The sequence below is a fragment of the Streptomyces sp. NBC_00539 genome (assembly GCF_036346105.1).
GTDB lineage: Bacteria > Actinomycetota > Actinomycetes > Streptomycetales > Streptomycetaceae > Streptomyces.
This window is the reverse complement of record NZ_CP107811.1, coordinates 2,120,608-2,135,962: the sequence shown is the minus strand read 5'-3', so window position 1 is coordinate 2,135,962 and position 15,355 is coordinate 2,120,608. Positions and strand designations below refer to the sequence as shown.

Sequence of the window (15,355 nt, the reverse complement as noted above, 5' to 3'; positions counted from 1 at the left end):
CCGGACCACCGCGTTCTCACTCGAACGGGGGATCCGGGCCGTGTGGTTCGGACTATTTACTGCCAGGCCGGGGCCGGTGGCGGCGCTGGTTGCCGTCGGCGGTGCCGCCGGTGGAAGCCGCTGGTTACAGCTTGGTCCACGCCTCGGTGAGCACCGAGCGCAGGATGCCTTCGATCTCGTCGAAGGTGCCCTGGTCCGCGATCAGCGGCGGGGCCAGCTGGATGACCGGGTCGCCACGGTCGTCGGCACGGCAGTACAGGCCGTTGTCGAAGAGCGCCTTGGAGAGGAAGCCGTAGAGCACGCGCTCGGTCTCCTCGTCCGTGAAGGACTCCTTGGTGACCTTGTCCTTGACGAGCTCGATGCCGTAGAAGTAGCCGTTGCCGCGGACGTCGCCGACGATCGGCAGGTCGTGCAGCTTCTGCAGCGTCGACAGGAAGGCGCCCTCGTTGTCCAGCACGTGCTGGTTGAGGCCTTCCTTGTCGAAGATGTCGAGGTTGGCCAGCGCGACCGCCGAGGAGACCGGGTGGCCGCCGAAGGTGTAGCCGTGCAGGAAGGTGTTGTCACCCTTGTAGAACGGCTCGGCGATGCGGTCCGAGACGATGCAGGCACCGATCGGGGAGTAGCCCGAGGTCATGCCCTTGGCGCAGGTGATCATGTCCGGCACGTAGTCGAACTTGTCACAGGCGAACATCGTGCCGAGGCGGCCGAAGGCACAGATCGTCTCGTCGGAGACGAGCAGCACGTCGTACTCGTCGCAGATTTCGCGGACCCGCTGGAAGTACCCGGGCGGCGGCGGGAAGCAGCCGCCGGCGTTCTGCACGGGCTCCAGGAAGACGGCGGCGACGGTGTCGGCGCCCTCGAACAGGATCTCCTGCTCGATCTGGTCGGCGCACCAGCGGCCGAAGGCCTCGGGGTCGTCGCCGTAGATCGGGGCGCGGTAGATGTTGGTGTTCGGCACCTTGTGCGCGCCGGGGACCAGCGGCTCGAAGGGGGCCTTGAGGGCGGGCAGGCCGGTGATGGACAGGGCGCCCTGCGGGGTGCCGTGGTAGGCGACCGCGCGCGAGATGACCTTGTACTTGGTGTGCTTGCCCTGCAGCTTGAAGTACTGCTTGGCGAGCTTCCACGCGGTCTCGACGGCCTCGCCGCCACCGGTGGTGAAGAAGACCTTGTTCAGGTCGCCGGGGGCGTAGCCGGCCAGACGCTCGGCGAGCTCGACGGCCTGCGGGTGTGCGTACGACCAGATGGGGAAGAACGCGAGCTTCTGCGCCTGCTTGTAGGCGACCTCGGCCAGTTCCTTGCGGCCGTGACCGGCGTTGACCACGAACAGTCCGGCGAGACCGTCCAGGTAGCGCTTGCCCTTGTCGTCGAAGATGTAAGTGCCCTCACCCCGCACGATGGTGGGGACGGGGGAGTTCTCGTACGACGACATGCGGGTGAAGTGCATCCACAGGTGGTCGTACGCGGTCTTGGAGAGGTCTTGGCTCACGGGCTATCGAGTTCCCCACATGTAGGTCTGCTTCTTCAGCTTCAAGTAAACGAAGCTTTCGGTTGATCGCACGCCGGGGAGCGCGCGGATCTTCTTGTTGATCGTCTCCAGCAGGTGGTCGTCGTCCTCGCAGACGATCTCCACCATCAGGTCGAAGGAGCCCGCGGTCATCACCACGTACTCGCATTCGGCCATCGCGGTCAGCGCGTCGGCCACCGGGTCGAGGTCTCCCTCGACGTTGATGCCGACCATGGCCTGACGGCGCAGGCCCACGGTGAGCGGGTCGGTGACGGCGACGATCTGCATGACGCCCTGGTCGAGGAGTTTCTGTACGCGTTGGCGTACGGCTGCCTCCGACAGGCCCACGGCCTTGCCGATCGCCGCGTAGGGACGGCGTCCGTCCTCTTGCAGTTGCTCGATGATCGCCAGGGACACAGCATCGACCGAAGGGGACGGTTGTCTGTTCCTGGAATCTGCGCTTCGACTGACCACGACCTCACTGTGCACGAGGAGTCGTCGGTTCCGCAACCCGTAACCGATGAAATTCGTTGTCTTGACTCTCCGATTGCACGGATTTCGCAGCTCGTGGCATCCGGCCCTGTCGAAAGCGTCAGCGGACGAGATAGGCTGGGGCTTCGTCTCAATCGTTGGACATGTGATCAGGAGAGTGGCTGTAGTGACCACCGAACTGCGTCGTCTGCGCAACTACATCGGCGGAGAGTTCAAGGACGCCGCCGACGGCCGGACCACCGATGTGGTCAACCCCGCCACCGGCGAGGTGTACGCCACCGCCCCGCTCTCCGGCCAGGCCGATGTGGACGCGGCCATGGCGGCCGCGGCCGCCGCCTTCCCGGGCTGGCGCGACACCACTCCCTCCGAGCGGCAGAAGGCCCTGCTCAAGATCGCGGACGCCTTCGAGGCGCGCGCGGACGAGCTGGTGGCCGCCGAGTCGGAGAACACCGGCAAGCCGCTGGGCCTGACGGCCAGCGAGGAGCTGCCGCCGATGGTGGACCAGATCCGCTTCTTCGCGGGCGCCGCGCGCCTGCTGGAGGGCCGCTCCGCCGGTGAGTACATGGACGGGATGACCTCGATCATCCGCCGTGAGCCGGTCGGCGTCTGCGCCCAGGTCGCGCCGTGGAACTACCCGATGATGATGGCGGTGTGGAAGTTCGCCCCGGCCATCGCCGCGGGCAACACCGTGGTGCTCAAGCCCTCCGACACCACCCCGGCCTCGACCGTGCTGATGGCCGAGATCATCGACTCGATCCTGCCCAAGGGCGTCTTCAACGTCGTCTGCGGTGACCGCGAGACCGGCAAGGCCATGGTCGAGCACTCCACCCCGGCGATGGCCTCCATCACCGGCTCGGTGCGCGCGGGCATGCAGGTCGCCGAGAGCGCCTCCAAGGACGTCAAGCGCGTCCACCTGGAGCTGGGCGGCAAGGCCCCGGTCGTGGTCTTCGAGGACGCCGACCTCGCCAAGGCCGTCGAGGACATCGCCGTCGCCGGCTACTTCAACGCCGGCCAGGACTGCACCGCCGCCACCCGCGTGCTCGTGCACCAGTCCATCCACGACGAGTTCGTGGCCGCGCTCGCCAAGGCCGCCGCCGACACCAAGACCGGCCAGCCGGACGACGAGGACGTGCTGTACGGCCCGCTGAACAACCCGAACCAGCTCAAGCAGGTCGCGGGCTTCATCGAGCGCCTCCCCGCCCACGCCAAGGTCGAGGCGGGCGGCCACCAGGTCGGCGAGAAGGGCTACTTCTACGCGCCGACCGTGGTCACCGGCCTCAAGCAGGACGACGAGATCATCCAGAACGAGGTCTTCGGCCCCGTCATCACGGTGCAGTCCTTCACGGACGAGGCCCAGGCCCTGGAGTACGCGAACGGCGTCGAGTTCGCCCTCGCCTCCTCCGTGTGGACCAAGGACCACGGCCGCGCGATGCGGATGTCCAAGAACCTCGACTTCGGCTGCGTGTGGATCAACACCCACATCCCGCTCGTCGCCGAGATGCCCCACGGCGGTTTCAAGAAGTCCGGCTACGGCAAGGACCTCTCCGCCTACGGCTTCGAGGACTACACCCGCATCAAGCACGTGATGACCTCGCTCGACGGCTGAGCCACGGCGATGGCGCCGGCGGCCGTCCCGGCGGCTGTTCCGGGGGCCGTTCCGGCGGGCGTTCCGCACTGATCAGCGCAGAAGGCTGAGGGGGCGGGCAGTAGACACGTTGTCTATTGTCCGCCCCCTCGCCTTGTCCGAGGCTTTGGGCATGCCTGAACTCCCCTTCTCCCGCCGCGCCGCGCTGCGCGGCATCGGCGCCGCGGGCCTGCTGGCCGCCCTCAGTGGCTGCGGCGTGCCCGCCGCCTACGTCCCCGAGGACCGCCGGGAGGGCCCGGACCACTCCGCCGGTGAGCGCAGCCTCGCCTTCTCCAACTGGCCGCTCTACATCGACACCGACGACGAGGACGAACAGCGCCGTCCGACGCTGGACGCCTTCTCCGAGAAGACCGGTATCGAGGTCCGGTACACGGAGGAGATCAACGACAACGACGAGTTCTTCGGCAAGATCAGCCCGGCCCTCATGAACCACCAGCGGACCGGCCACGACCTGGTGGTGGTCAGCGACTGGATGGCGGCCCGCTTCGTCCGCCTGGGCTGGGCGCAGAAGATGGACCGCTCGGCGCAGCCGAACGTCGCCAAGTTCCTCGACCCGCAGCTGCGTTCCCCCGCCTTCGACGCGGCCAGGCTGCACACCGTGCCGTGGCAGTCGGGGATCACCGGCATCGCCTACAACCGCAAGGCGATGGGCCGGGAGATCAAGTCCGTCAAAGACCTGTGGCAGCCGGACCTGGCGGGCCGGGTGACGCTCTTCTCCGGACTCGACGAGTCGTTCGCCCTGCTGATGCAGGGCAACGGCGTGGACGTCACCCGCTGGACCGAGAGCGACTTCCACCGGATGTGCGACCAGGTCGAGGCCCTGGTGAAGAAGAAGCACATCCGCCGCTTCACGGGCAACGACTACACCTCCGACCTCAGCAAGGGCGACGTGCTGGCCTGCCAGGCCTACTCCGGTGACGTCGTGCAACTGCAGGCCGACAACCCCGACATCGAGTTCGTGGTCCCGCAGGAGGGCGCCGAACTCTGGGCGGAGAGCCTGCTGGTGCCCAACCTGGCCCTGCACAAGGCCAATGCGGAGGCGCTGGTCGACTACTACTACGACCCGGCGGTGGCCGCGGAACTCGCCGCCGCCGTCAACTACGTCTGCCCCGTCCCGGCCGCCCGCGACGTACTGGCCGCCTCCCCGGACAGGGAGACCGCCGAACTCGCCGAGAACCCGCTGATCTTCCCGGACGACGAGATGCGCAAGCGGCTCGTGGTGGCCCGGGACATCTCCTCCGCGGAGCGCCAGTCCTTCGCCAAGCGCTGGAACGGCATCGTCGGCCTGTGAACTCCGGGCGCTGAGCCGACGTCACGGTACGGCCACAGAACTGAACGTGTTCAGCGATATGGCTGAACGCGTTCAGAATTCTGCGTACGCTTCCTCCCATGAGCGAGAGAAGCGCCCTCCAGCGGCGGATCCGTGCCTGGCTGGTCCTGTTCATCGTCTGCCTCGTACTCAGCGGGCTCACGGCGTTCCCCCTGGTCAGTGAGCTCCACTGGGCGAACTCCGTGGTGTCCCACGAATGGCTGCGGCGGGTGGGCGACGGGCTGGACCAGGCCGACGCGCAGTACCCCTTCCTCCTCTACGGCAACGACTGGCTCGCCTTCGCCCACCTGGTGATCGCCGTCTTCTTCTACGGGGTCCACCGCGACCCGGTACGCAACGTCTGGGTCGTGGAAGCCGGCATGATCGCCTGCGCCGGCGTGATCCCCCTGGCCCTGATCTGCGGGCCGATCCGGGGCATCCCCTTCGGCTGGAGCGTCATCGACATGTCGTTCGGAGTCTTCGGGGTCCTCCCGCTGCTGGTCCTGCGCCGCCTGATCAAGCGACTGGAAGCGATGCCCGCCGACCGCCCCTAGGGCCGGGCCGGCTACGACTGCCAACGGTCGAGGGCGGCCAGCACGAGGCGATCGATCACCGGATTGGTGTTCTCCCCCTTCGCGTCAGTGGAGTTGACCGAGTAGACCAGGGTCCGGGAGAGGTCGCGGGCGGCGCCCATACCGGTGCTGTAACCGAGGCGGCTGCCGGTCTTGCCCCACAGCTCGGTGCCGTCGGGCATCACGATCCTCGACAGACCCGCCGTCAACACGGCTTTCTTTCCGGTCTCGATGTCCTTCACCGCCGGGACGGTGAACATCTCCTCCAGCTGGGCCCGCGGTACGACCCGGCCGCTGAACAGGGCCACGGTGAACCGCTCCAGGTCCGCGGTGGTCGAGATGATGTCGCCCGCCGCCCAGCGGTCGGAGCTGTTCCACACCGACACGTCCCTCAGTTCGGTCGAGCCGTCCGGGCGCGGCACCGCCTGGTAGCCGTGGTTGTAGGGGCCGGCCATCCGGGTCTGCGTCCGCCCCGGGAACGAGGTCTGGCGCAGACCCAGCGGACGCAGGATCCGCCGGTCGACCTGCTCCTCGTACGTCGTGCCCGTCAGCTTCTCTATGAGGACGCCCAGCACGGTGTAGTTGATGTTCAGGTAGTGCTGCGCCCGGCCCGGGACGAACTCCGGCCCCTGGGCGAGCGCGCCCGCGATCTGGTCGTGCGGATCGACGACATCGAACCGGTGCCGCCACTGCGCCTCGAAGTCGTCCCCCGGGCCGTCGGCCGGCTTGATGCCGCTCGTGTGGTTCAGCAACTGGCGTACGGAGACGGGCTCGAACCGGTCCGGGAAGGTCCCGGGCAGGTACTGCTGGACCGGCTCGTCAAGGTCCAGCTTCCCCTCGGCGGCGAGCTGGAGGACCACCGCCGCGGTGAAGGTCTTGGTCACCGACCCCGCCCGGAACCGGCCCTGCTCCAGCGCCGGGCGCCCACTGCCGACGTCCGCGACGCCGAAGGCGCCCTGCCAGCCGCCGCTCGACCCGCCGATCCGTACCAGGGCGGCGGTCGCGTCCTTGTCGTGGGCGCCGACCCCCTCCAGTGCCTCCGTCAGCGCCTTCGCGTCCGGCGCGTGGGAGTAGACCGGTGCCGACACCGGTGCCCGTGCCGGGACGGCGACCTGCCGCGGCGCGGCCTGGGCCACGGCCGGGCCGGACACGATGCCCAGCAGCAAAGTGGCGGCGACCAGCGTGCGGGTACGCGCGTTCATGAGGGATCCCCCTTGTCGTTCCCCGGGCGACTTCCGCTCCGGTGACACCCATGCTCCCGGTCACAGGGGTAGTCACGGATCCCCGACAAGAGGGGTCTTCTGCGGTACGACGACTCACCGGCGCGAGGGAGCCGACACCCCGCACCTCACTCCCGAGAGCGAGTACCCCTCACGGGGGACCACGCCCCCGCCGAGATCAGCCCCGTCTCGTACGCGCAGATCACCGCCTGGATCCGGTCCCGCAGACCCAGCTTGGCCAGCACGTTCCCCACGTGCGACTTCACCGTGTGCTCGCTCACCGTCAGCGCCGCCGCGATCTCCGCGTTCGACCGCCCCCGCCCCAGGTGCAGCAGCGTCTCCCGCTCCCGCGCCGTCAGCGCCTCCAGCCGGCCCGCGGAAAGGGCCGCCCCGGCCGCCGGACGCGCCGTCACCGCCGTGTACTCCTCGATCAGGCGCCGCGCCACCGAAGGCGCCAGCAGGGAGTCGCCCGCCGCCACCACCCGTACCGCGTGCACCAGGTCGTCGCGCCGCACGTCCTTCAACAGGAACCCGCTCGCCCCCGCGTGCAGCGCCTCGTACACGTACTCGTCGGAGTCGAAGGTCGTCAGCATCACCGTCCGGCAGGTGCTCTGCGCCGAGATCATCCGGCACGCCTCGATCCCGTCCGTCACCGGCATCCGGATGTCCAGCAGCGCCACGTCCGGCCGCAGCTCCCGGACCGCCGCCACCGCCGCGGCGCCGTCCCCGGCCTCCGCGACGACCTCGACGTCGTCCTGCGCGTCCAGGATCATCGCGAAACCGCTGCGCACCAGCTCCTGGTCGTCGGCCACCACCACACGGATCGTCAACCCGCCACCTCCTGCACCGACATGACGAGCGTGGCCCGGACCCGGAACCCGCGGCCGCCGGGCCCCGGACCGCACTCGGCCGTCCCGCCGTGCGCGGCCGCCCGCTCGCGGATCCCGATCAGGCCGTGGCCGCCCGACGGGCCGCTGCCCGGCCCCCGTCCGTCGTCCGTCACCGACACGGTCAGCTCACGCGGGGCGTAGTGGAGCCGTACCGCGGCCCGCGACGCCCGGGCGTGCTTCACCACATTGGTCAGCGCCTCCTGCACGACGCGGTGCACCGTCGCCTCCAGCGCGGCCGGCAGGGGACGCACCTCGCCGGTGCGCGCGTACGACACCTCCAGGCCGCTGCCCCGCACCCGCTCCAGCAGGCCCGCCAGCTCCTGCACCCCCGGCTGCGGCCTGCGGGGCGCCGCTTCCTGCGTGCGCAGCACGCCCAGCATCGAACGCAACTGCGTCATCGCCTCCCGCCCCGTCCCGGCTATCGCGTCGAACGCCGCCTCCGCCCGCTCGGGGGCCCGGCGCACCGCCACCGGACCGGCCTCCGCCTGCACGATCATGATGCTGACCGCGTGCGAGAGGATGTCGTGCATCTCCCGGGCGATCCGCGCCCGTTCGCGCGCCGCCGCCTGCTCCGCCTCGATCCGGTTCGCCCGCTCCAGCTCCGCCGCCCGCGCCTCGACGGCCCGCGTGTACGCCTGGCGCGTGTCCTGGAGGCGGCCGAGCACGTACGCGGCGACCGACACGAACAGCGTGAACAGCAACTCGCGGGCCGTCCCCGTGTTCCACCACACCGACAGGGCGACCGCCACCACCGTGAACAGCGCCACCGCCAGCCGCAGCCGGGCCGTGCACAGCAGGGCCACCGTGTAGAAGGCGATCAGGCCCGCGTACGGCAGCGGCTGGCCCGGCCCGTCGAGCGCCTGGTCGTACACCGCGCCGACCGCGAGGACGGCCAGCAGCACCGTCACGGGTGCCCGCCGCCGCCAGACCAGCGGCAGCACCCCGAGCGTGGTCATCCCGTACGAGGCCCAGTCGGCCGTCGGCAGGTCCGCGGCCCGGGGCACCACGAACGGCATCGTGACGGCCAGCTGCACGAGCAGGGTCAGCCCCACGTCCTGCCACCGCGGATCGGCCCGCCGGATCCACTGCCCCCAGGTGCGTATCACCGCCCGGCCCCGGCCCGTACCGCGGCCAGCGCGTCCACCCGGTTCGTGGTCACGGAGTCCACGCCGGCCAGGAGCAGCGCGCGCATCGTCCGCTTCGTGTCCGCCGTCCAGGCGGACACCTTCAGCCCGTCCCGGTGTACGGCGTCGGTCAGCTCCCGGCTGACGAGCCCGAACCGGTAGTTGAGCCAGGCCGGCCGCACCGCGTCGATCAGTACCCGGCGCGGCGGGGACAGCGTGGTCCAGGTCAGGGCGATCTCCGCGTCCGGATCGGCGGCGCGGACGGCCAGCATCGAGTTCGGGCCCGCGCAGTAGTACGTGCGCTCGCGCGCGCCGCAGGCGCGGACCTCGTCCACGACCGCCCGTACGGCTTCCGGCGTGGCACCCGGCAGGTCCAGCATCAGCCGGCCGGAGCCCGCCACCGCCAGCGCCTCCCGCAGGGCCGGGACCCCGCCCTGCGTCAGCTCCCTGAGCTGCGCGGCGGTGACGGCGTCGAGCCGTACGTCGTGGCCCCACAGCCGCCGGAGCGTCTCGTCGTGGAGCAGGACCGGGGTCCCGTCGCGGGTCAGCCGTACGTCGATCTCCACCGCGTCCGCCCCGCGGGCGAAGGCGGAGCGGATCGAGTTGAGGGTGTTCTCACGGACTCGGTAGGGATCGCCGCGGTGGCCGACGGCAGTCAGGGTGCGCATGGCCCCCATTCTGCTGGGGCGTCAGGAAGCCAGCCACGCCTCGGTGTACGTGTCGATCTCCGCGCTGAGCCTCGCCTTGCCCGCCGGGTCCAGGAAGGAGGCCTCGACGGCGTTCTTCGCGAGGGAGGCGAGCCCGCGCTCGTCGAGGTCGAGGAGCCGGGCGGCGACCGCGTACTCGTTGTTGAGGTCGGTGCCGAACATCGGCGGGTCGTCGCTGTTGATGGTGACGAGCACTCCGGCCTGCACCATCTCCTTGATCGGGTGCCGATCCAGATCGGTGACGGCGCGCGTCGCGATGTTCGAGGTCGGGCACACCTCCAGCGCGATGCGGTGCTCGGCGAGGTACGCGAGCAGCGCCGGGTCCTGGGTGGCACTGGTGCCGTGGCCGATGCGCTGGGCGCCCAGCTCGTTGACGGCGTCCCAGATCGTCTCCGGGCCGGTGGTCTCGCCGGCGTGCGGGACGCTGTGCAGGCCGGCCGCGCGGGCGCGGTCGAAGTACGGCTTGAACTGCGGACGCGGCACGCCGATCTCGGGGCCGCCGAGGCCGAAGGAGACCAGGCCCTCCGGGCGCAGGTCGACGGCGAGCCGGGCGGTCTCCGCGGCGGCCTCCAGGCCGGCCTCGCCGGGGATGTCGAAGCACCAGCGCAGGACGACGCCGAGCTCGGCCTCGGCCGCCTTGCGGGCGTCCTCGATGGCCGCCATGAAGGCGTCCTCGTCGATGCCGCGGCGGGTGGAGGAGTAGGGGGTGATGGTCAGCTCGGCGTAGCGGATGTTCTGCCGTGCCATGTCGCGGGCAACCTCGAAGGTGAGGGTGCGCACGTCGTCGGGGGTGCGGACGAGGTCGACGACCGACAGGTAGACCTCGATGAAGTGGGCGAAGTCGGTGAAGGTGAAGTAGTCGACGAGGGCCTCGGGGTCGGTGGGGACCTTCGAGTCGGGGTGGCGGGCGGCGAGTTCGGCCACGATGCGGGGGGAGGCGGACCCCACGTGGTGGACGTGCAGTTCGGCCTTGGGGAGCCCCGCGATGAAGGGGTGCAGGTCGGGCATGGAGGCCTCCGGGAGGACACGGGTGCGGGCAGGTCGGCTTCATCGTAGGCAGGCCCGGGCGGTGTCCGTGCCGGCGCATAGCATGGCCGTACGAGAGGGGGGCGCCGTATGACCGAACAGCAGAGCCCTGAGCCGAGGGACCCGTGGGCACCGCCGCCGCCAGGGGGCGCGCCGGGCGGCCCGGGGGCGCACGAGCACCCGACGGTGTCGCAGACGCCGGGGGCGGACAGCCCGCCGCCTGCCTACGGATACCCGGCACCGCCGGCCTACGGCTACCCGGCCCCGCCGGCCCCCGGAGGCTACGCCCACCCGGGTCCGCCGACGCCGCCGGCCCAGCCCGGGTACGGGGCCTACCCCGGGTACGCGCCCGGTTACCAGGGTTACGCTCCGGGGTATCCCGGCTACCCCCACGCCCAGCCCAGCAACGGCTTCGGGATCGCCGCGCTGGTCCTCGGGATACTGGCGATCGTGGCGTGCCCCACCATGATCGGGTCCGTCATGTTCGGCATCACGGCGGTCGTGTTCGGTGCGCTGGGCCGGGGCAAGGCCCGCCGCGGCGAGGCCACCAACGGCGGTGTCGCCCTGGCCGGCCTCATCTGCGGCGCGGTGGGCATCGTGATCGGCGCCGCCCTGACCCTGCTCCTCCTGTTCAGCCCGGGCCCGTTCTTCGGTCCCGGTTCCGGTGACGGCGACTACCACGGCCCGTCGTCGGACTCCCAGGTGCAAGAGAAGATATGACGGCGCCGACGGGCCGTCGACGCGGTCGGCGGGCCCCGGCCCGTCGGCGCGGCAGGGTCACACCGGCGCCGGCATGAGCAGCGTCGGGACCATCACCTCGGCCGTGTCCGCAGTGGCGGCGAAGGCTCGGGTGAGCGGGACCCAGATCAGGCCCACCATGCGGGGGCAGTCACACTCCAGATCCGGGTCCACGCCGAGCCGGGGCTCACCGGGGCCCACCTCGACGCGGTAACAGGACGTCCATCCGGAGGGGTAGGGCGCCTCGTAGGCGTACCGCACGGCGACGGGGCGCAGGCCCGTCTCCTCGGCCACCTCCCGCCGGACGGCGTCCTGCGGATCCTCCCCGGGCTCCAGGCCGCCGCCCGGCAGGGTCCAGTACTCGGGCCCGTCGTGCCGCCCCGAAGGGCTGCGGCCGCGCTCGCGGACCATGAGCAGCAGGCCGTCCCTGATGATCACCGCGGCGACCCGGCGCCGGTCCGCCGGCACGCCGCTCACGCGCGGCACGCCGCTCACGCGCGGCACGCCGCTCACGCGCGGCACGCCGCTCACGCGCGGCACGCCGCCCGCAGCCGCTCCCGGGCGTCCATCAGGGCGAAGCCCAGCAGGTTGAGGCCCTGCCAGCGCGCCGGGTCGCCCACGCGTTCGTCGTCCGCGGCCAGCCCGATGCCCCAGATCCGGTCGAGCGGGCTCGCCTCGACCAGGACCCGGTCGCCGGTGCCCAGCAGGTACGCCCGCAGCGCGGGGTCGGAGCCGAACTTGTGCACGCTGCCCTCCACGACCAGCGCGTACCGCTCCCGCTCCCAGACCCCTTCGTCGAAGCCGCGCACCAGCCGCCCGGCCTTCTTCGCCTCCGCCGCGGTCTTCGCCCCCACCGCGGCGCGCTCCGCTCCGGCGTCCCCGAACAGGCGGGCCTTCCCGGCCATCATCCAGTGCTCCGCCGAGGCGTAGCGGACCTCACCGACAGTGAAGGGCGCGGGCCACCACTGGCTGAGACAGCTCGGTCCCAGGCTGCCGTCGGGCCTCGGGCGGTGGCCCCAGAAAGGCAGGTACTTCACCCGCTCACCACGGCTGACCAGGCCGATCAGTTCGTCGATCTTCTCCATGCACGCGAGTCTGGCAGTCGCCACGGACACTTCGTACGGGATTTCGGGTGTGCCTCGACACATGGTCGACCGATTCCGTCGCGTAATCAAAAGGCAACAACGGAATCACTTGGCCGAGAGGGGCACCTCTGTCAGGATCGGCACTCAATTCGGGTCTACCCGAACTGTAGCTACGGAGAGCGTGAGAGCGTGATGGGCAACCGCTTCCAGGTCAAGGAGCGCTTCGCAGAAGGCGCGCAGTACATCGACGGCCGGCTCCGGCCCGGCACCTCGGGGCGGTCGCACACCGTCGTGGACCCCGCCACCGGCGCCGACGTGCTCACCTACGAGCTCGCGGGCCCGGCGGACGTGGACGAGGCGGTCGCCGCCGCGAAGCGGGCCTTCCCCGGCTGGTCCGCCGCCGCTCCCGGCGAGCGTTCGGACGCGCTCCACCGGCTGGCCGCCGTACTGGCCGAGCAGGCCGACGACTTCGCGTACGCGGAATCCCTCCAGTGCGGCAAGCCCATCAAGCTGTCCACGGAGTTCGACGTACCGGGGACCATCGACAACACCGCCTTCTTCGCGGGCGCCGCCCGTCACCTCCAGGGCCAGGCGGCCGGCGAGTACTCGGGCGATCACACCTCCTACGTACGCCGCGAGGCCATCGGCGTCGTCGGCTCGATCGCCCCCTGGAACTATCCGCTCCAGATGGCGGCTTGGAAGATCCTCCCGGCGATCGCCGCGGGCAACACGATCGTGCTCAAGCCCGCCGAGCTCACGCCGCTGACCTCGCTGATGTTCGCGCAGGCGGCCAAGGAGGCGGGCCTCCCGGACGGTGTGATCAACATCGTCACCGGTGCGGGCCGGGACGCGGGCGAGCACCTCGTCGGGCACCCGGACGTGGTGATGACCTCCTTCACCGGCTCCACCGCCGTCGGCAAGCGCGTCGCCGAGATCGCCACCGCCACCGTCAAGCGCCTCCACCTGGAGCTCGGCGGCAAGGCCCCCTTCCTCGTCTTCGACGACGCCGACCTGGAGGCCGCCGCGCACGGCGCGGTCGCCGCATCCCTCATCAACACCGGGCAGGACTGCACCGCCGCCACCCGCGCCTACGTCCAGCGGCCCCTGCACGACGCCTTCGTCGCCCGCGTCGCCGAACTGATGGACACCGTCCGCCTCGGCGACCCCTTCGCGCCGGACACCGACCTCGGCCCGCTCGTCTCCCACGCCCAGCGCGACCGCGTCGCCGGCTTCGTCGAGCGCGCCCGCGCGTACGCGACCGTCGTCACTGGCGGCGGGTCCCCCTCGGGCGACCTTGCCGACGGCGCCTACTACCGGCCCACCCTGATCTCCGGCGCCGCGCAGGACAGCGAGGTCGTGCAGTCCGAGATCTTCGGGCCGGTCCTCGTCGTCCTGCCCTTCGACACCGACGACGAGGGCATCGCGCTGGCCAACGACACCCCCTACGGGCTCGCGGCCTCCGCCTGGAGCCGCGACGTCTACCGGGCGGGCCGCGCCACCCGCGAGCTCAAGGCCGGCTGCGTCTGGGTCAACGACCACATTCCGATCATCAGCGAGATGCCGCACGGGGGCTACAAGGCGAGCGGCTTCGGCAAGGACATGAGTGCCTACTCCTTCGAGGAGTACACACAGGTCAAGCACGTGATGTACGACAACACCGCGGTCGCCGCGAAGGACTGGCACCGCACGATCTTCGGGGACCGATAGCCGAGACCGCCCGACCGAGCGGCACACCACCCGAAAGGGCACAGCGCATGGAGCAGTTCGAGCCCGGCAGCCTCTCGCCGCCGCAACTCGCCGCGATACGACGCAGCCTCACCAGCGGCCGCGGCGCCCTCACCCGGCGTTCGCTGCTGCGCGCCTGCGGCATCGGGGCGCTCACTGTCGGCGGCCTGTACGGGCTGACCGGCTGCGGCATCCCGCCCGCCAAGCGGGAAGGCGACGCGGGGACGGCCTCCGACGACCACTCGGCCTCGGAGAAGGAGATCAACTTCTCCAACTGGACCGAGTACATGGACACCAGTGACGACGAGAAGTCCCGGCCCACGCTAGAGGCGTTCACCAAGCGCACGGGAATCCAGGTCAAGTACACGGAGGACATCAACGACAACGTCGAGTTCTTCGGCAAGATACGCCCCCAGCTGGCCGCCGGCCAGGACACCGGCCGGGACCTGATCGTCGTCACCGACTGGCTCGCCGCCCGCATCATCCGCCTCGGCTGGGCGCAGAAACTGGACCCCGCCAACCTCCCGCACGCCTACGCGAACCTGATCCCCCAGTTCCGCAACCCCGACTGGGACCCCGGCCGCGCCCACAGCTACCCCTGGACCGGCATCGACACCGTCATCGCCTACAACGCCAAGGCCACCGGCGGCAGGAAGGTCGACTCCGTCACGCAGCTGCTCGACGACCCCACCCTCAAGGGCCGGGTCGGCTTCCTCACCGAGATGCGCGACAGCGTCGGCATGACCCTGCTCGACCAGGGCAAGGACCCGGCGAACTTCACCACCGCCGACTTCGACGGCGCCATCGGCCGGCTCCAGAAGGGCGTCGACACCAAGCAGATCCGCCGCTTCACCGGCAACGACTACACGGCGGACCTCGACAAGGGCGACCTCGCGGCCTGCCTCGCCTGGGCGGGCGACGTCATCCAGCTCCAGGCCGGCAACCCGGACATCAAGTACGCGATCCCCGCCGCCGGTTACCTCTCCTCCAGCGACAACCTGCTGGTCCCCGCGCACGCCCGGCACAAGGCCAACGCCGAGAAGCTCATCGACTACTACTACGAGCCGGCGGTGGCCGCCCAGCTCGCGGCCTTCATCAGCTACGTCTGCCCGGTCGACGGCGTCAAGGAAGACCTCGCCAAGATCGACCCGGCCCTCGCGGACAACGTACTGATCGTCCCGGACAAGGAAATGGCCGCCAAATCGCACGCCTTCCGCTCGCTCACCAGCGAGGAAGAGACGGCGTACGAGGAGAAGTTCACCAAGCTCATCGGCGCCTGACGGGGCCCGACCGGCACCCGCGCCCCCGCCCTTTTTGA

At 70.7% G+C, this 15,355-nt stretch carries 15 protein-coding genes; 6 read left to right on the top strand and 9 right to left on the bottom strand.

What is annotated here, in order from left to right; genetic code table 11:
- Positions 1–124 precede the first annotated feature (124 nt).
- Positions 125–1,486, bottom strand: coding sequence for an aspartate aminotransferase family protein (locus OG861_RS09175; protein ID WP_329198717.1), 1,362 nt, complete (start codon positions 1,484–1,486; stop codon positions 125–127).
- A gap of 3 nt (positions 1,487–1,489) precedes the next feature.
- Entirely contained in the window at positions 1,490–1,993 is a 504-nt protein-coding gene (locus OG861_RS09170) for an Lrp/AsnC family transcriptional regulator (RefSeq protein ID WP_073910973.1), read from the bottom strand.
- Between the two features lie 169 nt (positions 1,994–2,162).
- Here OG861_RS09170 and OG861_RS09165 point away from each other — a divergent pair, with 169 nt between their 5' ends.
- From OG861_RS09165 to OG861_RS09155, 3 genes are all read left to right on the top strand, one after another.
- Positions 2,163–3,602: a gamma-aminobutyraldehyde dehydrogenase gene (locus OG861_RS09165; RefSeq protein WP_329198719.1), complete on the top strand. Its 1,440-nt coding sequence runs from the start codon at positions 2,163–2,165 to the stop codon at positions 3,600–3,602.
- A gap of 151 nt (positions 3,603–3,753) precedes the next feature.
- Entirely contained in the window at positions 3,754–4,932 is a 1,179-nt protein-coding gene (locus OG861_RS09160) for an ABC transporter substrate-binding protein (RefSeq protein WP_329198722.1), read from the top strand.
- Between the two features lie 98 nt (positions 4,933–5,030).
- A complete protein-coding gene (locus OG861_RS09155; RefSeq protein ID WP_329198724.1) occupies positions 5,031–5,504 on the top strand; it encodes a hypothetical protein in 474 nt (157 codons plus the stop codon).
- 11 nt (positions 5,505–5,515) lie between these two features.
- Here OG861_RS09155 and OG861_RS09150 read toward each other — a convergent pair whose 3' ends face one another.
- The 5 genes from OG861_RS09150 to OG861_RS09130 form a co-directional block, all read right to left on the bottom strand.
- Complete coding sequence (locus OG861_RS09150; protein ID WP_330261686.1) at positions 5,516–6,724, bottom strand: serine hydrolase domain-containing protein; 1,209 nt, start codon at positions 6,722–6,724, stop codon at positions 5,516–5,518.
- A 146-nt stretch (positions 6,725–6,870) separates the two neighbouring features.
- Positions 6,871–7,572 (bottom strand): response regulator transcription factor, encoded by a 702-nt coding sequence (locus tag OG861_RS09145; RefSeq protein ID WP_329198728.1) that lies wholly within the window; start codon positions 7,570–7,572, stop codon positions 6,871–6,873.
- A complete protein-coding gene (locus tag OG861_RS09140; protein ID WP_443056787.1) occupies positions 7,569–8,735 on the bottom strand; it encodes a sensor histidine kinase in 1,167 nt (388 codons plus the stop codon). The genes OG861_RS09145 and OG861_RS09140 overlap by 4 nt, the downstream gene beginning before the upstream one ends.
- Positions 8,735–9,424, bottom strand: a complete 690-nt coding sequence (locus OG861_RS09135) for a glycerophosphodiester phosphodiesterase (protein ID WP_329198730.1) — start codon at positions 9,422–9,424, stop codon at positions 8,735–8,737. Before OG861_RS09135 ends, OG861_RS09140 begins: the two co-directional genes overlap by 1 nt.
- A 21-nt stretch (positions 9,425–9,445) precedes the next feature.
- A complete protein-coding gene (locus tag OG861_RS09130; RefSeq protein ID WP_329198731.1) occupies positions 9,446–10,471 on the bottom strand; it encodes an adenosine deaminase in 1,026 nt (341 codons plus the stop codon).
- 108 nt (positions 10,472–10,579) lie between these two features.
- Here OG861_RS09130 and OG861_RS09125 point away from each other — a divergent pair, with 108 nt between their 5' ends.
- A complete protein-coding gene (locus OG861_RS09125) occupies positions 10,580–11,209 on the top strand; it encodes a DUF4190 domain-containing protein (RefSeq protein ID WP_329198733.1) in 630 nt (209 codons plus the stop codon).
- 57 nt (positions 11,210–11,266) lie between these two features.
- Here the strand turns inward: OG861_RS09125 and OG861_RS09120 are convergent, their stop codons facing one another.
- Complete coding sequence (locus OG861_RS09120) at positions 11,267–11,704, bottom strand: NUDIX hydrolase (RefSeq protein WP_329198735.1); 438 nt, start codon at positions 11,702–11,704, stop codon at positions 11,267–11,269.
- A 50-nt stretch (positions 11,705–11,754) separates the two neighbouring features.
- Complete coding sequence (locus OG861_RS09115) at positions 11,755–12,312, bottom strand: NADAR family protein (RefSeq protein WP_329198737.1); 558 nt, start codon at positions 12,310–12,312, stop codon at positions 11,755–11,757.
- A 192-nt stretch (positions 12,313–12,504) separates the two neighbouring features.
- On the opposite strand from OG861_RS09115, the gene OG861_RS09110 reads away from it, so the two are divergent.
- Together OG861_RS09110 and OG861_RS09105 are read left to right on the top strand one after the other, a co-directional pair.
- Positions 12,505–14,019 (top strand): gamma-aminobutyraldehyde dehydrogenase, encoded by a 1,515-nt coding sequence (locus OG861_RS09110; RefSeq protein ID WP_329202486.1) that lies wholly within the window; start codon positions 12,505–12,507, stop codon positions 14,017–14,019.
- Positions 14,020–14,066: 47 nt separating this feature from the next.
- Positions 14,067–15,317 (top strand): polyamine ABC transporter substrate-binding protein, encoded by a 1,251-nt coding sequence (locus OG861_RS09105; protein WP_329198740.1) that lies wholly within the window; start codon positions 14,067–14,069, stop codon positions 15,315–15,317.
- The last annotated feature ends 38 nt before the right edge of the window (positions 15,318–15,355 follow it).

Coding starts and splice junctions, on each gene's coding strand:
- OG861_RS09160 (WP_329198722.1), top strand. CDS start 3,754: ATGCCTGAACTCCCCTTCTCCCGCCGCGCCGCGCTGCGCGGCATCGGC.
- OG861_RS09155 (WP_329198724.1), top strand. CDS start 5,031: ATGAGCGAGAGAAGCGCCCTCCAGCGGCGGATCCGTGCCTGGCTGGTC.
- OG861_RS09150 (WP_330261686.1), bottom strand. CDS start 6,724: ATGAACGCGCGTACCCGCACGCTGGTCGCCGCCACTTTGCTGCTGGGC.
- OG861_RS09135 (WP_329198730.1), bottom strand. CDS start 9,424: ATGCGCACCCTGACTGCCGTCGGCCACCGCGGCGATCCCTACCGAGTC.
- OG861_RS09130 (WP_329198731.1), bottom strand. CDS start 10,471: ATGCCCGACCTGCACCCCTTCATCGCGGGGCTCCCCAAGGCCGAACTG.
- OG861_RS09125 (WP_329198733.1), top strand. CDS start 10,580: ATGACCGAACAGCAGAGCCCTGAGCCGAGGGACCCGTGGGCACCGCCG.
- OG861_RS09115 (WP_329198737.1), bottom strand. CDS start 12,312: ATGGAGAAGATCGACGAACTGATCGGCCTGGTCAGCCGTGGTGAGCGG.
- OG861_RS09110 (WP_329202486.1), top strand. CDS start 12,505: ATGGGCAACCGCTTCCAGGTCAAGGAGCGCTTCGCAGAAGGCGCGCAG.
- OG861_RS09105 (WP_329198740.1), top strand. CDS start 14,067: ATGGAGCAGTTCGAGCCCGGCAGCCTCTCGCCGCCGCAACTCGCCGCG.